This is a genomic window from Pseudomonas asuensis, from assembly GCF_014646755.1.
Classification (GTDB): domain Bacteria; phylum Pseudomonadota; class Gammaproteobacteria; order Pseudomonadales; family Pseudomonadaceae; genus Chryseomonas; species Chryseomonas asuensis.
This window is the reverse complement of sequence record NZ_BMNW01000013.1, coordinates 34748-53353: the sequence shown is the minus strand read 5'-3', so window position 1 is coordinate 53353 and position 18606 is coordinate 34748. Positions and strand designations below refer to the sequence as shown.

The 18606-nt window shown below is 52.7% G+C and carries 18 protein-coding genes; 8 read left to right on the top strand and 10 right to left on the bottom strand.

Features of this window, described 5'->3' with window-relative positions; all coding sequences use genetic code 11:
* Position 1: 1 nt before the first annotated feature.
* The 4 genes from IEX86_RS21360 to gloB form a co-directional block, all read right to left on the bottom strand.
* Positions 2-1084 (bottom strand): microcin C ABC transporter permease YejB, encoded by a 1083-nt coding sequence (locus IEX86_RS21360; protein ID WP_188868171.1) that lies wholly within the window; start codon positions 1082-1084, stop codon positions 2-4.
* The gene (locus tag IEX86_RS21355; RefSeq protein WP_188868170.1) at positions 1084-2913 is read right to left on the bottom strand and encodes an extracellular solute-binding protein; all 1830 of its coding nucleotides are present in this window, start codon (positions 2911-2913) and stop codon (positions 1084-1086) included. The genes IEX86_RS21360 and IEX86_RS21355 overlap by 1 nt, the downstream gene beginning before the upstream one ends.
* A gap of 158 nt (positions 2914-3071) precedes the next feature.
* Positions 3072-4655, bottom strand: coding sequence for a LysM peptidoglycan-binding domain-containing protein (locus IEX86_RS21350; RefSeq protein WP_188868169.1), 1584 nt, complete (start codon positions 4653-4655; stop codon positions 3072-3074).
* Between the two features lie 74 nt (positions 4656-4729).
* Positions 4730-5506, bottom strand: coding sequence for a hydroxyacylglutathione hydrolase (gene gloB / locus IEX86_RS21345; protein WP_188868168.1), 777 nt, complete (start codon positions 5504-5506; stop codon positions 4730-4732).
* 298 nt (positions 5507-5804) lie between these two features.
* Between gloB and IEX86_RS21340 the strand changes: the two genes are divergently transcribed.
* The 6 genes from IEX86_RS21340 (at position 5805) to nudC (ending at position 11416) form a co-directional block, all read left to right on the top strand.
* Positions 5805-6572 (top strand): methyltransferase domain-containing protein, encoded by a 768-nt coding sequence (locus IEX86_RS21340; protein WP_188868167.1) that lies wholly within the window; start codon positions 5805-5807, stop codon positions 6570-6572.
* Positions 6565-7017, top strand: a complete 453-nt coding sequence (gene rnhA / locus IEX86_RS21335; RefSeq protein WP_188868166.1) for a ribonuclease HI — start codon at positions 6565-6567, stop codon at positions 7015-7017. Before IEX86_RS21340 ends, rnhA begins: the two co-directional genes overlap by 8 nt.
* Before the next feature lie 14 nt (positions 7018-7031).
* Entirely contained in the window at positions 7032-7775 is a 744-nt protein-coding gene (dnaQ, locus tag IEX86_RS21330; protein WP_188868165.1) for a DNA polymerase III subunit epsilon, read from the top strand.
* A 276-nt stretch (positions 7776-8051) separates the two neighbouring features.
* Positions 8052-8864, top strand: coding sequence for a crotonase/enoyl-CoA hydratase family protein (locus IEX86_RS21325; RefSeq protein WP_188868220.1), 813 nt, complete (start codon positions 8052-8054; stop codon positions 8862-8864).
* 36 nt (positions 8865-8900) lie between these two features.
* Positions 8901-10589, top strand: a complete 1689-nt coding sequence (locus IEX86_RS21320) for a FimL-related protein (protein WP_188868164.1) — start codon at positions 8901-8903, stop codon at positions 10587-10589.
* Positions 10586-11416, top strand: a complete 831-nt coding sequence (nudC, locus tag IEX86_RS21315; RefSeq protein WP_188868163.1) for an NAD(+) diphosphatase — start codon at positions 10586-10588, stop codon at positions 11414-11416. Before IEX86_RS21320 ends, nudC begins: the two co-directional genes overlap by 4 nt.
* On the opposite strand, the gene IEX86_RS21310 is transcribed toward nudC, so the two are convergent.
* The 3 genes from IEX86_RS21310 to IEX86_RS21300 all read right to left on the bottom strand — a co-directional run bounded on the left by IEX86_RS21310 (position 11384) and on the right by IEX86_RS21300 (position 13369).
* Positions 11384-12163 carry a TSUP family transporter gene (locus tag IEX86_RS21310; protein ID WP_188868162.1) on the bottom strand — a complete coding sequence of 260 codons (780 nt, stop codon included), beginning with the start codon at positions 12161-12163 and terminating at the stop codon, positions 11384-11386. The two genes, nudC and IEX86_RS21310, sit on opposite strands and share 33 nt — an antisense overlap.
* Before the next feature lie 82 nt (positions 12164-12245).
* Entirely contained in the window at positions 12246-13010 is a 765-nt protein-coding gene (locus IEX86_RS21305; protein ID WP_188868161.1) for an SDR family oxidoreductase, read from the bottom strand.
* 47 nt (positions 13011-13057) lie between these two features.
* Positions 13058-13369: an SCP2 sterol-binding domain-containing protein gene (locus IEX86_RS21300; RefSeq protein WP_188868160.1), complete on the bottom strand. Its 312-nt coding sequence runs from the start codon at positions 13367-13369 to the stop codon at positions 13058-13060.
* 242 nt (positions 13370-13611) lie between these two features.
* Between IEX86_RS21300 and sohB the strand changes: the two genes are divergently transcribed.
* Both sohB and IEX86_RS21290 read left to right on the top strand, forming a co-directional pair.
* Positions 13612-14637 carry a protease SohB gene (gene sohB, locus IEX86_RS21295; RefSeq protein ID WP_188868159.1) on the top strand — a complete coding sequence of 342 codons (1026 nt, stop codon included), beginning with the start codon at positions 13612-13614 and terminating at the stop codon, positions 14635-14637.
* A 41-nt stretch (positions 14638-14678) separates the two neighbouring features.
* Positions 14679-15671 carry a YhdH/YhfP family quinone oxidoreductase gene (locus IEX86_RS21290; protein WP_188868158.1) on the top strand — a complete coding sequence of 331 codons (993 nt, stop codon included), beginning with the start codon at positions 14679-14681 and terminating at the stop codon, positions 15669-15671.
* Between the two features lie 39 nt (positions 15672-15710).
* On the opposite strand, the gene IEX86_RS21285 is transcribed toward IEX86_RS21290, so the two are convergent.
* The 3 genes from IEX86_RS21285 to IEX86_RS21275 all read right to left on the bottom strand — a co-directional run bounded on the left by IEX86_RS21285 (position 15711) and on the right by IEX86_RS21275 (position 18466).
* Positions 15711-16211 (bottom strand): DUF934 domain-containing protein, encoded by a 501-nt coding sequence (locus tag IEX86_RS21285; RefSeq protein ID WP_188868157.1) that lies wholly within the window; start codon positions 16209-16211, stop codon positions 15711-15713.
* Positions 16195-17853 carry a nitrite/sulfite reductase gene (locus IEX86_RS21280; protein ID WP_188868156.1) on the bottom strand — a complete coding sequence of 553 codons (1659 nt, stop codon included), beginning with the start codon at positions 17851-17853 and terminating at the stop codon, positions 16195-16197. The genes IEX86_RS21285 and IEX86_RS21280 overlap by 17 nt, the downstream gene beginning before the upstream one ends.
* Positions 17854-18061: 208 nt before the next feature.
* A complete protein-coding gene (locus IEX86_RS21275) occupies positions 18062-18466 on the bottom strand; it encodes a 3-phosphoshikimate 1-carboxyvinyltransferase (RefSeq protein ID WP_188868155.1) in 405 nt (134 codons plus the stop codon).
* Positions 18467-18606 lie beyond the last annotated feature (140 nt).

The window sequence follows — 18606 nt, the reverse complement described above, 5'->3', positions numbered from 1 at the left end:
ATCAGTAGTCCCGGCTTTCGAAGTCGATGCGAGGATCGATCAGCATGTACGTAAGGTCGCTAATCAGTTTGGTCACTAACCCGAACAGGGTGAACAGAAAGAGTGTCCCAAATACGACGGGGTAATCCCGATTCATAACCGACTCAAAGCTTAAGAGCCCAAGGCCATCCAGTGAGAAAATCACTTCGATGAGTAGCGAGCCGGTAAAGAATACGCCGAGCAGGGCAGCAGGAACGCCTGATATGACCAAGAGCATGGCATTTCGAAAGACATGCCCATAAAGAACGCGGCGCTCTGTCAGTCCTTTGGCTCGCGCAGTAATGACATACTGCTTATTGATCTCCTCCAGAAAACTGTTCTTGGTCAGTAACGTGAGTGTTGCAAAGCCGCCAATGACGAGGGTGGTTACGGGTAATGCCAAGTGCCAGAAGTAGTCGATGATCTTGCTGCCCAGGCTCAGCTCTTCAAAGTTCGGCGAGGTGAGGCCGCGCAGTGGGAACCATTGCAGATAACTGCCGCCTGCAAACAGTACGATAAGCAGGATGCCGAACAGGAAAGCTGGGATCGCATAGCCGATTACAATGGCTGAGCTGGTCCATACATCGAATGCGCTGCCGTGACGGATAGCTTTGGTAATGCCTAGTGGAATACTGATCAAGTACAGAATCAATGTGCTCCACAAGCCGAGCGAAATCGAGACGGGCAACTTTTCCACGATAAGGTCAGTGACTTTGGCATCTCTGAAAAAGCTTTGACCAAAATCCAGCTGAGCATAGCTTTTTAGCATTAGCCAGAAGCGCTCCGGGGCTGGTTTGTCAAAACCATATTGCTTTTCGAGTTGCTTGATTAGGTCTGCATCCAAGCCTTGAGCACCACGATACTGGGTATTACCGCGCTCTGCAGATTCGCTTCCGCTGCCAGTGATCCGGCTGGTAGCGCCTCCCGCGCTCAGACCCTGCAGGCGTGCCATGGCTTGATCTACGGGGCCACCCGGAGCTGCCTGAATGATGATGAAGTTGATGAGCAAGATGCCGAACAGTGTAGGGATGATCAGCAATAATCGACGCAGGGCATAGGACAGCATCAGGGATTTACCTGCGAAGTTTTGCGGGCAGTATCACTGATTTGCCACCACGTCATCAGCCCGAAATCAGAGTCTGGCTGTTTGGCGGGACGCCCGAAGCGATTCCAATAGGCAACTCGCCAGCGGTTGGTATACCAGTTAGGAACTACGTAGTGTCCCCACAATAGGGCGCGATCTAATGCTTGAGCATGGGTGACAAGCGAGGCGCGGCTATCAGCGCCGATTAGCGCTTCTACAAGGCGATCAATAGCAGGGTCCTTTAACCCGAGCAGGTTTCGGCTTCCTGGATCGTCTGCGCTGACTGAGTGCCAAAAATCACGTTGTTCATTACCAGGAGAGCTGGTTTGTGGCCAGCTGGAAACGGTTATATCGAAGTCGCGTGAGCGAGCACGATTGACGAACTGAGATACATCTACTCGCCGAATATCCATGGTAATGCCGACTTCAGCGAGGTTACGTTTATAGGGTAGTAACACTCTTTCAAAGGCAGGCTGGGCTAGCATGAACTCAAAGCGCAGCGGATTGCCTTGCGCATCGACCATGCGGTCATTTTCAATGTGATAGCCAGCCTCAAGCAGGAGCCGGTAAGCCTCTCTTTGCTGCGGGCGGACAATACCGCTTCCGTCAGTGCGGGAGGGTTCTGGTGCTCTGCTAAATACTTCTGGAGGAAGTTGACTACGCAAGGGTTCCAGGATCTTTAGCTCTTCTGGACTGGGCAGTCCCTTAGCGGCCAGCTCCGAGTTTTCGAAATAACTATTGTTACGGGTATACGCGCCGTAGAACAGCTGACGATTACTCCATTCAAAGTCAAATAATAGGGCGATAGCCTGACGTACCCGCTTGTCTTGAAACATCGGGCGGCGGAGATTGAAGATAAAGGCTTGCATGCCTTGAGGCTGGTGGTTAGGTATTTCTGCCTTGATGATCCTTCCTTCTCGCAAGGCAGGCGTTTCATAGGCTGTTGCCCAGTTCTTCGCAGACATCTCCTGGTTCACATCAAACTGGTTGGCCTTGAAAGCCTCAAGCCCTACATTTTGATCGCGATAATAATCTACAGTGATCGTATCGAAATTGTAGAAACCTTTATTAACAGCAAGATCCTTGCCCCACCAGTCCTTTACTCGCTCCAGACGAAGCGAGCGACCTGCTTGGACACTGGCGATTCGATAGGGGCCACTACCCAACGGGGGCTCTAGGGAGGACTTTCCAAAATCTCGGCTGGTCCACCAGTGCTTAGACAGGACTGGTAGCTGCCCCAGAATGAGGGGCAGCTCTCGATTCTGTGTTGTTGTGAAGTCAAAGCGAACCACTAATGGACTTTCGGCTGTAACGTCTTTCACGTCCGCGTAATAGCTGCGGTAGAGCGGATCGCCTTGGTTGATCAGTGCGTTGAATGTGAATACAACGTCATCAGCAGTAACGGGCGTTCCGTCATTGAAGCGAGCCTGAGGGCGTAGGTAAAAGCGAACATAACTGTTATCAACGGCTCTTTCGATCTTCTCGGCTAATAGCCCATATTCCGTAAAGGCTTCATCCTGAGAGTGAAATGTCAGCGTTTCATAGATCAGGCTGATCTGGCTAGGTGGTGTGCCCTTGTTATTGAAGGGATTTAGCGTATCGAAGCTGCCGAAACCAGAAAGACGCAGGATGCCACCTTTGGGCGCGTCCGGGTTGGTGTAGTCAAAGTGAGTAAAATGCTCTGAGTACTTAGGGGGCTCGCCATACAGCGTTATTGCGTGCTGAGGCGCGCCATACGCAGTACCCAACAGCACCCCTAGCGTGGCAAACAGGAGAGCGCTATAGAACCAGGCGGAAAAACGAAGGGCCATCTTAGCGCTCATTGTTTGTAGTAAGAATTGGCTGGCTTGATCATAAGCTGTACGGCCAGGCAGGACCCTATCTGTAAAGCGTTGGGCCGTAACGGTACCAGTTCGTCTCAGCTTGAAAAAGAGGCGTACGGCAGCCGCCTTTGGCACGCCCAGATCAATCAGTCGAGATACAGGGTCAACGTCTGGCCGGGAGTGAGATTTTTCCCACTCTTGGGATTCCATTGCTGAATATTTTGCAACTGCACATTGAAGTGTTTGGCAATCATATACAGGGAATCACCTGGTTTGACTCGGTAGTACGTTACGTTTTGGCGCGATTTGCTGCTATTGGCCACCTTGGTTGTTTTAATGGGCGCACCGTAGAGCTTGAGCACCTGACCCACCTTGATCCCTTGTTTGCTCAAATCGTTCCAACGTTTCAAATCACTCAGTTGAACCTTGTTATCACGGGCGATGGTCCACAGATTGTCGCCACTTTTAACGCGATAGGTCCGTGTCACTGGCTCTTCAACAAGGGATGCAATGTCTTTTTGGGTGGTTACCGGTGAAATGCTGCCCGTTACACGAGGAATCATTAGCATCTGGCCCGCCACTAAACGACTGGATTTAAGCTTGTTTAGGGACAGAATTTGCTGACTGCTTACGTTGTAACGATTGGCAATAATACCCAGGCTATCACCACGACGTACCTTGTACTCCTGCCATTTTACGATTGCCTCAGAGGATTTGTTTGCTAGATTTTCGAGTAATAACTCGGCCTTTTCGGCTGGAATTAGAAGCTGTTTAGGACCGTCCATGGTAACCCGGCGAGTGTAGGCCGGATTCAGGCGATACAGCTCATCCTCATCAAGGTCAGCGAGTTTTGCGACCTTGGCAAGGTCCAGGTGCTGCTTGATCTTGACGACTTCGAAATACGGTTCGTTGGCAATCGAGTCTAACTGGATACCGTACGATTCCGGGTTCATGATCAGCTGGGAAACAGCTAATAGTTTGGGCACATAGCCCTGTGTTTCCTGTGGCAGTGAGGACAGGTTCCAGTAGTCAGTAGGCAATCCTAGCTTCTGGTTGCGCTCAATAGCACGACCTACAGTGCCTTCACCCGCATTATAAGCCGCCAGTGCAAGCAGCCAGTCCCCATTAAACATGTCGTGCAGCTTGGAAAGATAATCCAGGGCTGCATTGGTGGATGCTGTGATATCTAACCGACCATCGTACCAGCGGGTCTGCTGCAAATTGAAGTAACGGCCTGTAGTTGGAATGAATTGCCAGATCCCGGCCGCTTCGCTGCGCGAAAGAGCAAAAGGATTGAAAGAACTCTCCACAATTGGGAGTAGGGCAAGTTCAAGGGGCATGTGCCGCTCTTCGAGCCTTTCGACGATGTAATGCAGGTATAAACCGCCCCGGTTAGCCGACTTTTCAATGTTGGCCGGGTTACTGACATACCAGAGGCGCTGTTGCTCGATCCGAGGATTTACGCCAATCTCACCCTGTAGCTGAAAACCGCTACGCATGCGATCCCAGATGTCCTTGGGTACCTGATTCTGAGTGCCGAGCTTTATCCACTCTGGCTCTCGCTGCAGGTTAATGTTGCTGCTCAGGCTGTCCTCTGGCAGGTAGCGCTCCTGATCTTTTGGTGCCATTCCCTGACAGCCTGCCAAGAAGACAGCAAGGAAAAGAGCAGAAAGTTTCGCGGTGCGAGCCAGTCCGTCTACGTCGGCATTAAGTGGCGGCTGTGGCGGCATTAGCTGAGTGCATCCCCGGAAAAATTTGCGCGATTCTAGGAATGCCGCTCCGCAGGGTCAAGATTGACTAGTCCTCAGAAATGATCTTTCCAGGCTCGTAACGTCGTGAAAACCTCTACCTCGGAGCGGTTTGGAAAGCCATTTTTTTCATCTGCAGCGCGTTTAACAGAAGGGGTTGAACACCGCATGAATGGGTTGGTGGCAAGCTCTAGCGCAAGGGTAGAGGGGAGCGTCATTTCGCCACGCTCGCGCATGGCCTCAACGTGCTTGTAACGTTCGTTCAGTTCGTTATTGGTCGGTTCTACTGCGCGGGCAAAACGCAAGTTGTTCAGCGTGTATTCATGTGCGCAGTACACTTTTGTATTGGGAGCGAGTTGAGAAAACTTGCGCAATGAGTCATGCATTTGTGCAGGAGTGCCTTCAAATAGTCGGCCACAGCCACCTGCAAACAAGGTATCACCACAGAACAGCAGGGGTTGGGCGCCGGTACGAACGTACGCAATATGCCCCAATGTATGTCCGGGTACGTGTAGAACATGAAAAGGCCTTTCAAAAACCTCCAGGCTGTCACCTTCATTGAGTGCAGTATCAAGGCATGGCACGCCCTCTAATGCCGGGCCATAGACGTGTGCCGAGGTCGCGCTTTTCAACGCCTGTACACCGCCTACATGATCATGGTGATGATGCGTAAGAAGAATGTCTGTAAGCGCCCACTCGGAATGTCGCTCAAGCCATGCCAGGACCGGAGCAGCATCACCTGGATCTACCACTGCACAGCGTTTGGAAGACGGATCCTGCAGCAACCAGATGTAGTTGTCCGAGAAAGCGGGAAGGGCGTCTATCTGTATCATGTGCAGTAACTACCGTTTGATGTGCAAAATTGCATATTAGGCGTTTCTGACTTTCGGATGCGAGTGATAAAACATCGTTGTGCTCTTATCGCTTGTCGGAAGTCTGCAAGCAATCATGAAAAGATACAGTCTTCATGGGTAGAACTGTTTAAAGTCTGCAGATGGCTGTCTGCCGTGAGGAGCGCTTGCTGATTACACCAAGAGCTCTATTTTGGTGCCAGGCCAATATCAAGTAGGCGTTGAAGCTCGGCTGTCTTGAATTCCGGGTGCTCTTGGCAGCGCCTCTGGAGGAAAGCAAATGGTAAATGATGCCTTCGCCCAGGCTGACGAGCGCTGGCTGACGCTGATGCGCTCAGCTCGCCAGTGGCTTGATGGCCCCTTGGGTCAGTTAATGATTGAAGAGGAAGAGCGCCTGCTTTCTGAGGAGTTGAAGCGCCACTTTGGAGGCTATCTGGTCCACTATGGCCCTTCCTTAAGGATTCCTCCGGGCGCTGACCAGTTGCGCCATGGGGTGCGGCTTGGCCCACCGTTGCCGGGTGTCGATATTGCTTGTGAAGAAGGTGCTTGGCCATTGGGTGAGAATGCAGCGGATGTGGTGCTGCTTCAGCATGGGTTGGACTTCTGTTTGTCGCCTCATCGGCTATTGAGGGAAGCGGCCCTTAGTGTAAGGCCTGGGGGGCATCTGCTCATCCTAGGAATCAACCCATGGAGTACGTGGGGGCTCAGGCATTATTTTGCTCGCGATGCGTTTCGTAAGGCGCGCTGCATTGGCGCCAGTCGCGTAGCCGATTGGTTGGCATTGCTTGGATTCGCTTTGGAGAAACGGCGGTTCGGGTGTTATCGTCCGCCGCTTTCTTCGCCTGTCTGGCAGAATCGTTTGTCTTGGTTGGAGCGCAATCGAGAGGGCGAGCCTTTGCCAGGTGCAGGCTTCTATTTATTATCGGCTCGCAAGCTGATGGTAGGGCTACGCCCCTTGCCACAGACCCGTCGTGAACCCCGTGGAAAGCTGATTCCCATGCCGGTTGCCAAGGTGAGCCGTCGCGAAACGAGCGGAACGAATGAGTGACATCGTAGAGATCTACACGGACGGTGCGTGCAAGGGAAACCCCGGCCCTGGTGGATGGGGCGCCTTGCTGGTCTACAAGGGCAACGAGCGTGAGTTATGGGGCGGGGAAGCCGTTACCACTAATAATCGAATGGAACTGATGGCAGCTATTCGGGCCCTTGAAGCGCTCAAGCGCTCTTGTCAGGTGCGAATAGTGACAGACTCCGAGTACGTGATGCGTGGTATCACAGAATGGCTACGCGGCTGGAAAGCGCGTGGCTGGAAGACAGCTGCCAAGCAGCCGGTTAAAAACGCTGATTTGTGGCAGGCACTCGATACCCAGGTGGCTCGACATGAGGTTGAGTGGGAGTGGGTCAGAGGGCATACCGGACATCATGGCAACGAGCGGGCTGACCAGCTGGCTAATCGTGGTGTTGATGAAATCCGCGCCATGCGGACAGTGTGATAGGTGATTAATAGATGCGTAGCGTAGTGCTCGATACGGAAACAACTGGCATGCCCGTTACTGACGGGCATCGGATCATCGAGATTGGTGGGGTCGAGGTTATTGGACGTCGGCTGACGGGTCGCCATTTCCATGTCTATCTAAACCCCGATCGTGAGATTGATGAAGGCGCGATTGCCGTTCACGGTATTACCAGTGAATTCCTGGCAGACAAGCCGCGTTTTCGTGACATCGCAGAAGAGTTCTTCGAATTCATCAAGGGCGCAGAGCTGATCATCCATAACGCTGCGTTCGATATCGGCTTTATTAATAACGAATTCCGCCTCTTGGGTAATCGTCCTGAATGGGCGGAAATTACTGATCACTGTACGGTGCTTGACACCCTCATGATGGCGCGTGGGCGTCACCCAGGGCAGCGTAATAGCCTTGATGCGCTGTGCAAGCGCTACGGTGTCGATAACTCAAACCGTGAGCTGCACGGCGCCTTGCTTGACTCTGAGATCCTGGCGGATGTTTATCTGGCTATGACGGGAGGACAGACTTCCCTTTCATTGGCTGGACAGGGTCAGGAGGGTAGCAGTAATGCCAATGAGGCCAGCCCGATTCGTCGCTTGCCAGCGGACCGCGTCAAGACACGAGTTATCACGGCAAGTGAGGCTGAATTAGCTGATCATGCTGCACGATTGGCGGCTATTGAGAAATCAGCAGGCACACCCGCCTTGTGGGTCCAGATGGAAGAGGGAACCATCGTTCATTGATGACCTCAGGCTCTTGGTGGCTGACACCAGCTACCAAGGCCTATGTCTGGCTTGCTGCACCTTTCACCTGAACAAATCCTGTCAAAAAGCCACTCAGACGTTCAGAAACGGTTGTTTGGCACATCAGTACAAAGATTTCGAATTATCAACTGAACCGTATTGCTTTATGATGTGACTAAAGTCGCAGTATGAGTAGCGGCATATCGCTATTAGGGCAAGGCGGCTTTGTATCCGCTATCTATTGCCGAGAATCGTTCCAGCTTGGAAGAGGAGCAGATGGAAGAGTTCAGCGCGTTCCGTCTTGAGCGTGTCGATAAGGTCGCTCATGTGATTATTAATCGACCCGAAAAGATCAATGCCATGAATGCAGCGTTCTGGCAGGAGATACGTGACCTCTTTCATTGGGCTGATCAGGAACGTTCAGTACGTGCTGTCGTGCTGTCAGGTGCGGGTCCGCATTTTTCCTCTGGTATGGACCTTTCGTTACTTGGCGAGACCGCCGGTCAGCTTGGACGTGACGTAGGCCTCAATTCGGAGTTATTACGCTCCAAGATTCTTGAACTTCAATCGTCCTTCAATGCAGTCGAGCAATGTCGCAAGCCGGTTCTGGCTGCTATCCAGGGGTATTGCCTGGGCGGTGCTGTTGATCTGATAGCTGCATGCGATATGCGCTATGCCACAGCTGAAGCTCAGTTTGCCTTAAAGGAAATTGACCTGGGTATGGTGGCCGATCTAGGTTCCTTGCAACGCCTGCCTCATCTGATTGGTGAAGGTATGTTGCGCGAGCTGGCTTATACAGGACGATCTTTCAGTGGTGAGGAAGCGTTTTCCATGGGGCTGGTCAACCGTGTCTACACGACGGCTGAGCAGATGATGGAAGATGTGTTTCTACTGGCGCAAACGATTGCTGCCAAGTCACCGCTAGCAATACGTGGTACCAAGAAGATGATCGGTTTTATGCGTGATCATCAGGTAGCTGAGGGGTTGGATTACATCGCCACATGGAATGCGGCAATGCTGCAATCAACCGATTTGCGTACCGCATTGGCGGCGCAAATGAGCAGGCAAACTCCGGAGTTTCCGGACTGATGGCAAGCGGATGTAGCGCAGGAGGCGTTTGACGGTATGGTTACCGGAGCTAGAGCATTGAGTCTGGTGCGCGACGAATTGTTCGCGACTATCGATCAGGCGGAACAGAATTTAGAACGTTTCATCATGGAACGGCACTGCAGCAGTCTGCTTCAGCGTGCTGTCGAGTGCATTCATCAGCTTCGTGGCGCCTTGTCCCTTATCGAGTTGGCTGGAGCTGAGCTACTCGCCCACGAAACATTCGAGCTGGTGACAGATATACCGGCGGGTGCTGGCGCAGAACGCGATGATCATCTTATGGCGCTCTGTCATGCCTTGCATGTCTTACGCCGTTATATTGAGCAGTTCCGCAGTCGCTATGAAGAGATGCCGGAATTGTTGCTGCCAGCTATCAATGAGCTGCGGCGCGTGACTGGACAACCAGCGTTACCTGAATGTTATTTCTTTACGGTCCGGCTGGACCTGCCACGCACCCCTGTTTCACAAACAGATGACTTGCCTCTTAAAGAGCAGCAAGGCTTGGCGCGGCGCATGCGACAAATGTATCAGATTGGCCTGTTGGGGTTACTCAAAGAGCAAAATCCGAAGGCAAGCCTCAAGTTGATGGAGCGCGCGCTGGCGCGTCTTGACTATCTGTTGAGTGATCGTGCTGGTGCAAAATTATGCTGGGTTGGCGCAGCTGCCCTCGAAGCCTTCCGCGAAGGCGACCTGCTCCTTCATCGTACTCGAAAGCAATTGTTCTCCCGTCTGGATCGGGAGCTCCGTCAGCTATTGACTGTGCCCGATTACGAGCCACCACGCAGCATTCTCAAAGATCTTTTATATCTCATCGCCTTGTCTGAAAGCACAGGCGTAAGAGCTGAAGAGCTGCGGGAGGCGTTCTCCATTGATACGCTGCCCTATACCGACGCGATGCTTGACAGAGAGTACCGTCGATTGACAGGGCCAAGCCAGGCGGTCATGCATTCCCTGTCGCAAGCGATTCATGAAGAGCTCGCAACCGTTAAAGAGCTGCTGGATCTAGTCGAGCGCCGTGTGGCTGAGCCTGATGCCTATGCCCGGCTCTATATTCAGCTCGGCATCCTCGCGAAGACACTGATCATGGTAGGGCAACCCTCCGCTGGGCAGGCTCTGCAAGCTCACTTGCCCGTGCTTAATCATTGGGCCAGGGGTGAGGATGTGGAACAGGTGCAGCTCGATAATCTGGCCGATGCCATTTTGTATGTAGAAAGCCTGGTTTCCTGCTTTGAACGTGAAACCAGTAAGGAAACGTGCCCAGTGCTTGCATCGCCAGGGCAGGAGGGCGAGTCGTTTGGAAACCATTTGCTAAACGAGGCGCAAGTGCTGCTATTGGCCGAAGCCAAGGCAGGGCTCGCCAACGCAAAGCAATCTATCTCTGCGTATTTGGATGCCAGAGGTGAGGCCATACATCTGGCCAACGTTCCGGCATGCCTGCATAACGTAAGAGGCGCCTTGCTATTCCTTGAGCACACCCGTGCAGCGGAGCTGACGGGTATTTGTGCTCAGTATGTTCAAGCGCATATGGTGAATAATTTGAACATGCCGGCTGCTTCGTTACTCGAAGTACTAGCGGATGCATTAAGCAGTATCGAATTCTTCCTCGAAAGCGGTGCTATGGCATCCCGTTCTGGCCAGCCCGATATTCTCGAGTTGGCTGCCGATAGTGTAAGTGCCCTGGGGTGGAGGCCTGTTGCCGCAGCATGAGTCGTTGGGAGCCGGGTTGCCTGGACCTGTCAGGCAGTGTTGATAGCTTGATTATTATCCATAGTCCAATGGGTTTTCTTACCCGGGAAGAGAGTGTGCTCTTTCCGCAGGACGCTCCTTTTTTAGACAAGCTGACGGCGTCTGGTATTTACGGGCTTGGCTATTTTGATGGGCAAGCCATTGCCCTGCACGAAGTCGAGTCTGCGTCGGACATTCCCGGTCATGAATGGCAGCCTCTCCGCCCTCTGATGCTCAAGTCCGAGTACGACGTATTCAAGATGCTGGGTTATGCCGCACAGATTGGTACGTGGGCAAATGATCATCGTTATTGTGGCCGTTGTGCTACGCCTACTGTAATCATCAAAGGGCAGCGTGGACTTAATTGTCCGGCTTGTGGGTTAACTCAGTATCCTCGCTTATCGCCTAGTATCATTGTGCTGATTACTCGGGACGATGAGGTATTGCTGGCGCGCTCTCCGCGCTTTGCACCAGGCGTCTACAGTACCTTGGCTGGGTTCGTCGAGCCGGGTGAAACCATCGAGGCTTGTGTGGCGCGTGAGGTCAAAGAGGAAGTGGCGGTCGACGTTAAGAACCTTCACTATCTAGGTAGCCAGAGTTGGCCCTTTCCTCACTCGCTGATGCTGGGCTTTCATGCCGAATATGCCGGCGGCGACATTGTTTGCCAGCCGGAAGAAATCGAAGATGCCCAGTGGTTCAGGTTGGATAACCTACCGCAGCTGCCTGCCAAGCAGTCGATCGCGCGTTTTCTTATAGAACTTTATATTGCTCGCAAGCTAGGCATGCCCGAACCAGTGTTGCCAGACTAAACGCGCCGTCAATGCGAGTACTACCAGAATGAATAAGGGGCGAATGAATTTCGCTCCCCCGGCTATGGCTGTATGGGCTCCCAGATAAGCACCAAACATCAGCGAAATGCCCATGGTTAACCCAAGCATCCAGATGACCTGACCAAGACAGATAAAGACTGCCAAGGCTACGCCATTGCTGACAAAGTTCATTGTGCGTGCCACGCCGCTAGCCCTGACCAGGTCAATCCGGTAGAGGATAAGCGTGCTAATGGTCCAGAAGGCCCCCGTACCTGGACCGATCAAGCCATCATAAAACCCTAGGCCCAGCCCCTGTGGCCACTGCCGCTTTTGAAGGATTGGCGCGTCTGCATCAAGCGGAGCATCGGGAAGGCGGCCAAACAGCAGATATATACCGCATCCGAATACGGCGAGGGGTAATAACCGATCCAGCCAGTGAGCCGGAAGATAATGCGCACCAACCGCTCCGATGGCTGCACCTAGCGCTGTAGCGCTCAGCGCATGTTTCCATTTGATGGGAGCAAACAGTTTCTTGCGATAAAACGTGTAAGCCGCTGTTGCGCTGCCAAACGTTGAACTTAGTTTATTGGTGCCCAATACAAGGTGTGGTGGTACGCCCGCCAGCAGTAGGGCAGGAACTGTTAACAGGCCGCCTCCGCCTGCAATGGCATCGATAAAGCCGGCCAGGAATGCAACGGCGGCCAGGACAAGGAGGGTGAGGGGCTCAAGGGCAAAATCATAAGGCATGGTTACAGCTCGACAAGACCGCCGTCTCGGCGGGGCGGGCCGTATAGTGCCTAATAATGGAAAGGTTAGAAAGCCTAACTCGCTAAGCCAGCAAGCCTCCGTCTACGTTAAGAATCGTACCTGTGGTATAGCTTGATGCCTCGCTGGCGAAATAAAGCACTGCGCCAGCCATCTCATCAGGCTGGGCAACACGCTTGAGCGGTATTTGCTGAAGCGCCAGATTAAGGATGGATGGGTTAGTGACCAGTGCTGATGCAAAACGGGTATCGGTAAGACCGGGGAGTAACGCATTGCAGCGAATACCGAACGTGGCACACTCCTTGGCAAAGACTTTAGTCAGGTTGATAACCGCCGCCTTGGTGATTGAGTACACACCCTGCATAAGACCCGGAGAAACGCCATTGACAGAGGCTACATTGATGATGCTTCCACCTTTACCACTCTGGCGCATCAATTTTCCTGCCTCGATAGACATGAATAAATATCCGCGGATATTCACATCGACCGTTTTTTGAAAAGCCTCTGCATCTGTATCGAGAATATGCCCGAACTGCGGATTGATAGCAGCGTTGTTGACGAGGATATCCAGAGAGCCGAAGCGCTCGCCGATCTGGGCGAATGTCTGTTTGATCTGGTCCAGGTTGCCAATGTGACAAGGCATGACGGTTGCTTGGCCGCCTGCCTCGATAATGCTATCTGCAACGGCCTGACAGCCTTCGACTTTACGGCTGGAGATGATGACATGAGCGCCCTGCGCTGCAAGCAAGTGAGCAATGGCTGCGCCAATACCACGGCTTGCGCCAGAGATAAATGCTATCTTGCCGGTAAGATCGAACGCAGCGCTCATATCATTTTCTCCTGCAAGAAAGCCGGAGAATGCTCCGGCTTGATCCCTTAGTTAGGGAACAATTCACTCAGTTTCATAGCCAGCATCATGTTGCCTTCGGCGCGAACCTTACCGGCCATAAACGCCTGCATCCCGTCTGTCTCGCCAGTGACAATACCTTTGAGCGTGTCAGTGTTCATGATAAGGGTGCAGTCTGGTTCGTCAGCATTACCAGCTTTAACGTCACACGTTTGATCTTTCACAATCAGGTGATAATTATCACCATCTTCGATGTCAAACTGATAGGTGAGGTCAAGGCCAGTAGCAGCATCGGGATTGAACTTGTTTTTCAGATTTTCGATGATGTCGGAGCTGCTCATATGCGCAATCCTTAGGGTCGTATGTGAATGCGGACGTGTCCGCGGTTAGCCCAGCCGCTTATCGGCGGCAATGAATCGAGAGTAGGGTGGCCCGTGGTTACTGTCAATGGAAAATCATACGGTTGTTTGAATGCGCTATAGTTGCTTCGGTGTCTTGTTGGCTGGCAAGCGTAGCCATGAGTATGCTTATCGGATCAAGAGTCGTGGATGAGCTAAAGGCTTATCGACAGTAAGGAGAGCACGTGGATTTTTTTGCGGATTACGCCAGTTTTTTAATCAAGACCGTTACAGTTGTCATTGCCATCCTGGCAGTGCTGATTTTTATCGCAGCGCTGCGTAGCAAAGGCAAGCGAGCCTCAGGTGGACACCTTGAGGTGCAAAAGCTGAATGATTTCTACAAGTCATTACGGCTGCGGCTGCAACAAAGCGTCCTTGATAAAGACCGCTTTAAGGCACTGCGTAAAGAAGAAGCCAAGGCTGATAAAGCCAGTCGAAAGAAGGGTGATGCCAAAAACCATGTTTATGTGTTGAATTTCGATGGTGATATTAAGGCATCCGCGACCGAGCAGCTGCGCCATGAGGTGACAGCAATATTGACACTGGCGACATCCAAGGATGAGGTAGTTGTTCGCCTGGAGAGCGGTGGGGGTATGGTACATGGCTACGGGTTGGCTGCTTCACAACTCGCGCGTATTCGCCAGGCCGGTGTTCCACTGACCATTTGTGTAGACAAGGTCGCCGCCAGTGGCGGATACATGATGGCCTGTATTGGCGATCGTATCCTGAGTGCTCCGTTTGCGATCCTCGGCTCTATTGGCGTTGTCGCTCAGCTACCTAATGTCCATAAGTTGCTGAAAAAGCATGACGTCGATTATGAAGTTCTTACGGCAGGTGAGTACAAGCGCACGCTGACTGTATTTGGTGAAAACACCGAAAAAGGCCGTGAGAAATTTCAGGAAGACCTGGAGACCACTCACGAACTCTTCAAGAATTTTGTGAATCGGTATCGGCCACAATTGATCATGGATGAAGTAGCCACTGGTGAAGTATGGCTGGGTGAATCAGCCCTGGGTAAGCGCTTGGTTGATGAGCTTAAAACCAGCGACGAGTATTTGTGTGAACGATCGAAAGTGGCAGAGCTTTTCCAGGTTCGTTTTATTGAAAGAAAGACATTGCCTGAGCGAGTAGGTCTGTTTGCCAGCATAACGATTGATCGTCTGGTGACGACCTGGTGGGGAAAATTCACCCAGCACCGCCCTTGGCAGTAAGGCAAGGGGTCTCTTCTAGCATTACGATAAGGAGAAGGTAGGTGGATACTTTTAAAGCGCTCTGGGTTACGGAAGGTCCTCATGGGGCTTTCCGGCAGGATGTTATCCAGCGCCGTATCGATGAACTGCCCGCTGGCGAGGTGCTGATCAAGGTCTGTTATTCCTCGCTCAACTATAAAGATGCCCTGTCAGCCATTGGTAATCGTGGCGTTACGCGTCGCTATCCTCATACGCCAGGTATCGATGCGGCGGGTATTGTGATTGAGTCACAGGCGGGTGAGCTTAAGGAAGGCGATGAAGTAATTGTGACGGGGTATGACCTCGGCATGAATACGCCAGGCGGCTTTGGGCAGTACATCCGTGTCCCGGCAGCCTGGGCAATCAAGCGGCCTGAGGCGTTGTCACTGCGTGAAGCCATGACGCTAGGGACGGCAGGTCTGACGGCGGGGCTGTGTATCGACAAGCTCGAACGTGTTGGCCTTGTACCTGAGGCGGGCACCATTCTGGTAACAGGTGCCTGTGGTGGTGTAGGCAGTCTTGCCGTTAAGCTGCTTAGTAAGCTCGGATATCGAGTAGCAGCCTCAACAGGAAAACTGGAGCAGGCAGAATTTCTGCATCATCTGGGGGCTCAACAAATTCTGGACCGTGCAACGGTGCTGGACGGCATTGAAAAGCCTCTCTTGAAGGAACAGTGGGCTGGCGCAGTCGATACCGTAGGCGGCGACATACTTTTCAATATTGTGAAGTCTCTAAGCTACGGGGCTAGTGTGGCCTGCTGCGGGCTGACTGCCGGTAGTGGTTTCAAGGCATCAGTCTTTCCGTTCATTCTACGTGGCGTCAATCTACTGGGTGTAGATTCAGTCGAATTGCCCTTATCCGTAAAGGCAGTCATGTGGGAAAAGCTTTCGGCTGAGTGGAGGCTGGAAGGGCTGGATGAGATTACCCGTGAAGTGCCGCTGGATGATTTGCCAAACACCATCAACCAGATGCTGGCAGGCAAGATGATCGGCCGGGCGCTCGTCAATCTGAACTGAGTAATCAATAAAAAGCCCCGCAGATGCGGGGCTTTTGGATCAAGCCAGGCGCCGTCGGAAAAGCGGTTGAGGCTGATCTGCTCCCGTCTGGTATGTAACCGTGAAGTCGTTCAGGCCTGCCAGGGCTGCTTCCGGATCACGGTCTGCCCGGATGACGTAAGCATCAAAGCCGCAGCGCTGCATGAAGTACAACTGATCCTGAAGTACATCGCCAATGGCGCGAATCTCGCCTTTGTAACCGAACCGCTCGCGCAGCAGGCGTGCGTAGCTAAAGCCGCGGCCGTCAGTAAAGGCAGGAAAGTTAATGGCGATTACCTGAAAGTGCTCCAAAGAGTCGGCAATGCTTTCGGGCTCTTCATCACTGTCCAGCCAGACGCCAAGTCTGCCATCGCGTGTCGTCAGGGCATGACCATGCTCAAGCCAGAGCGCAACTGGAATAATGACGTTATCGGTATTCGGGATTTCTTCAAATGTCGTTTCCTTTGGCAGCAGGTGCCAGTTATCGGTAACGATCTCGCGTCCCTTAATGATTTTTTGCATAGACGCGCTCCTTGAAAGGCTCAATGCCGATACGGCGATAGGTATCGATAAAACGTTCATCTTCAGTGCGCTGACCGACATAGACGTTGATGATCTTCTCGATTACATCCGGCATTTCTTCCTGCGCGAAAGAGGGGCCCAGAATCTTGGCCAAGCTCGCGTCACGACCAGCATAGCCGCCGAGCGATACCTGATAGAACTCCTCGCCTTTTTTATCGACGCCCAGAATACCGATGTGGCCTACATGGTGGTGCCCACAGGCGTTCATGCAGCCGGAGATATTCAGGTCGATGTCACCAATGTCAAACAGGTAGTCCAGATCATCGAAGCGGCGCTGAATCGACTCGGCTACTGGAATGGACTTCGCGTTGGCCAATGAGCAGAAGTCACCACCCGGGCAGCAGATCATATCTGTCAGAAGACCCACATTTGGCGTTGCAAACCCGTTTTCGCGTAACTCGTTCCACAGCGTGAACAGTTGGTCCTGCCGGACATCCGCGAGAATGATATTTTGCGTATGGGAGGTGCGCAGCTCGCCAAAGCTATAACGGTCTGCCAAGTCAGCAACGGCATCAAGCTGTTTGTCGGTAATATCGCCGGGCGCTGTTCCGATAGGCTTGAGGGAGAGCGTCACCGCTATATAACCCGGCTTCTTGTGCGGGAAGGTATTGCGGGTTCTCCAACGGGCAAAGCCTGGATGCTCGGCCTCCAGCTTTGCTAAGGCTTCGCTCTGATCTTCCAGTGCTTCATAGGCTGGGTCGACAAAGAACTTCGATACACGCTCGACTTCCGCTTCGATCAGCATGCTCGGGCCGTCCTTCAGGTAAGCCCATTCAGCTTCAACCTTTTCAGCAAAGACGTTTTCTCCCAGCGCCTTGACCAAAATCTTGATGCGTGCCTTGAACTTGTTGTCCCGGCGGCCATAGCGGTTGTAGACGCGAAGAATTGCTTCCAGATAGGTCAGCAGGTGCTGCCAGGGCAGGAAGTCCTTGATGAATGCACCAACGTAGGGAGTACGACCCTGTCCGCCACCTACCAATACACGGAAGCCTAGCTCGCCCGCTTCATTCTTGACGGCTTCAAGACCAATATCATGAACTTCGATGGCTGCACGGTCCATCTTGGCGCCGTTGACCGCAATCTTGAACTTGCGTGGCAGATGAGCGAATTCAGGGTGGAAGGTCGACCACTGACGGATGATTTCACACCAAGGACGTGGATCAACTAGCTCGTCCGCCGCCACACCGGCGAACTGGTCGGTTGTCGTGTTACGAATACAGTTGCCGCTGGTCTGGATTGCGTGCATCTGCACAGTAGCCAGTTCAGCCAGGATGTCCGGTATCTCTTCAAGCTCGGGCCAGTTGAACTGGAAGTTCTGGCGCGTGCTGACATGAGCATAACCCTTGTCATAGTCCCGGGCGATCTGTGCCAGCTTACGAACTTGCTTGGTATTGAGCAGGCCGTATGGTACTGCGATACGCAGCATGGGGGCATAGCGCTGGATGTACAGGCCATTTTGCAGGCGGAGTGGGCGATACTCTTCGCCTGAAAGCTCACCAGCCAGATAGCGGCGGGTCTGATCGCGGAACTGCTTGACGCGTTCCTCGACGATCTTCTGGTCGTATTCGTCGTATACGTACATTAAAAATCCTGCTCAGGCTAAGGCTGTGCGCGCACGACTGCGCGTTCTTATCAGATGTGCCAACGATAACAGTCCCCGTATATGCTTAAAAGTGATGTTTTTTTATATAAAAATCGATTTGGGCGATAAGAGGCTTTTCGAGGGGGCACAGCAAAGCAGCGCCTCTCACGTGTACTGGGATAAGCGCTGCTTTGTAAAAAACGATGGGCTAGTTGAACTGGCTTTTAAACCAGTCCCATACCCCAAAGGAGAAGTTGGGGAAGATGTCGATATTCAGTGCTGACTTGATGAGATACAGGACCACCAAGCCTACAGCGAGGCTAAACAGCAGAAAAACAGCAATCACAAAAGCTTTAGCCATCTGCGACAGCTCATGCTGACGCCGGGACAGATCACGGCGGTTACGGCCGACCAGAAATACGCAATAGTAACGCCACCGCCACATCTTGAACGTGGCGCGAAGATCAACCGCGTGTTTTCCCCATTGACGGGCCCCAAATGCAACCTTGAGCGCCTGAAGCTGCTCCTCGGTAAATGACTCTTTCAGGTCGCTGGGCAAGCGCTCCTTCAGGCCTTGAACGAAGGGGTCTTGATGGATATCGATATCCGGCATCGTACAGATCCTTTTTGCGTCTGCAGCGCCAAGGGCGGCAGAGGCCTTATGAGCTAACAGGTTTCCTTCCTGCGCAGGACGCGTACATGTCTATCTCATCATGCCGGCTGATGAAGCGCTTTGCCTGGAACGACCGCCGT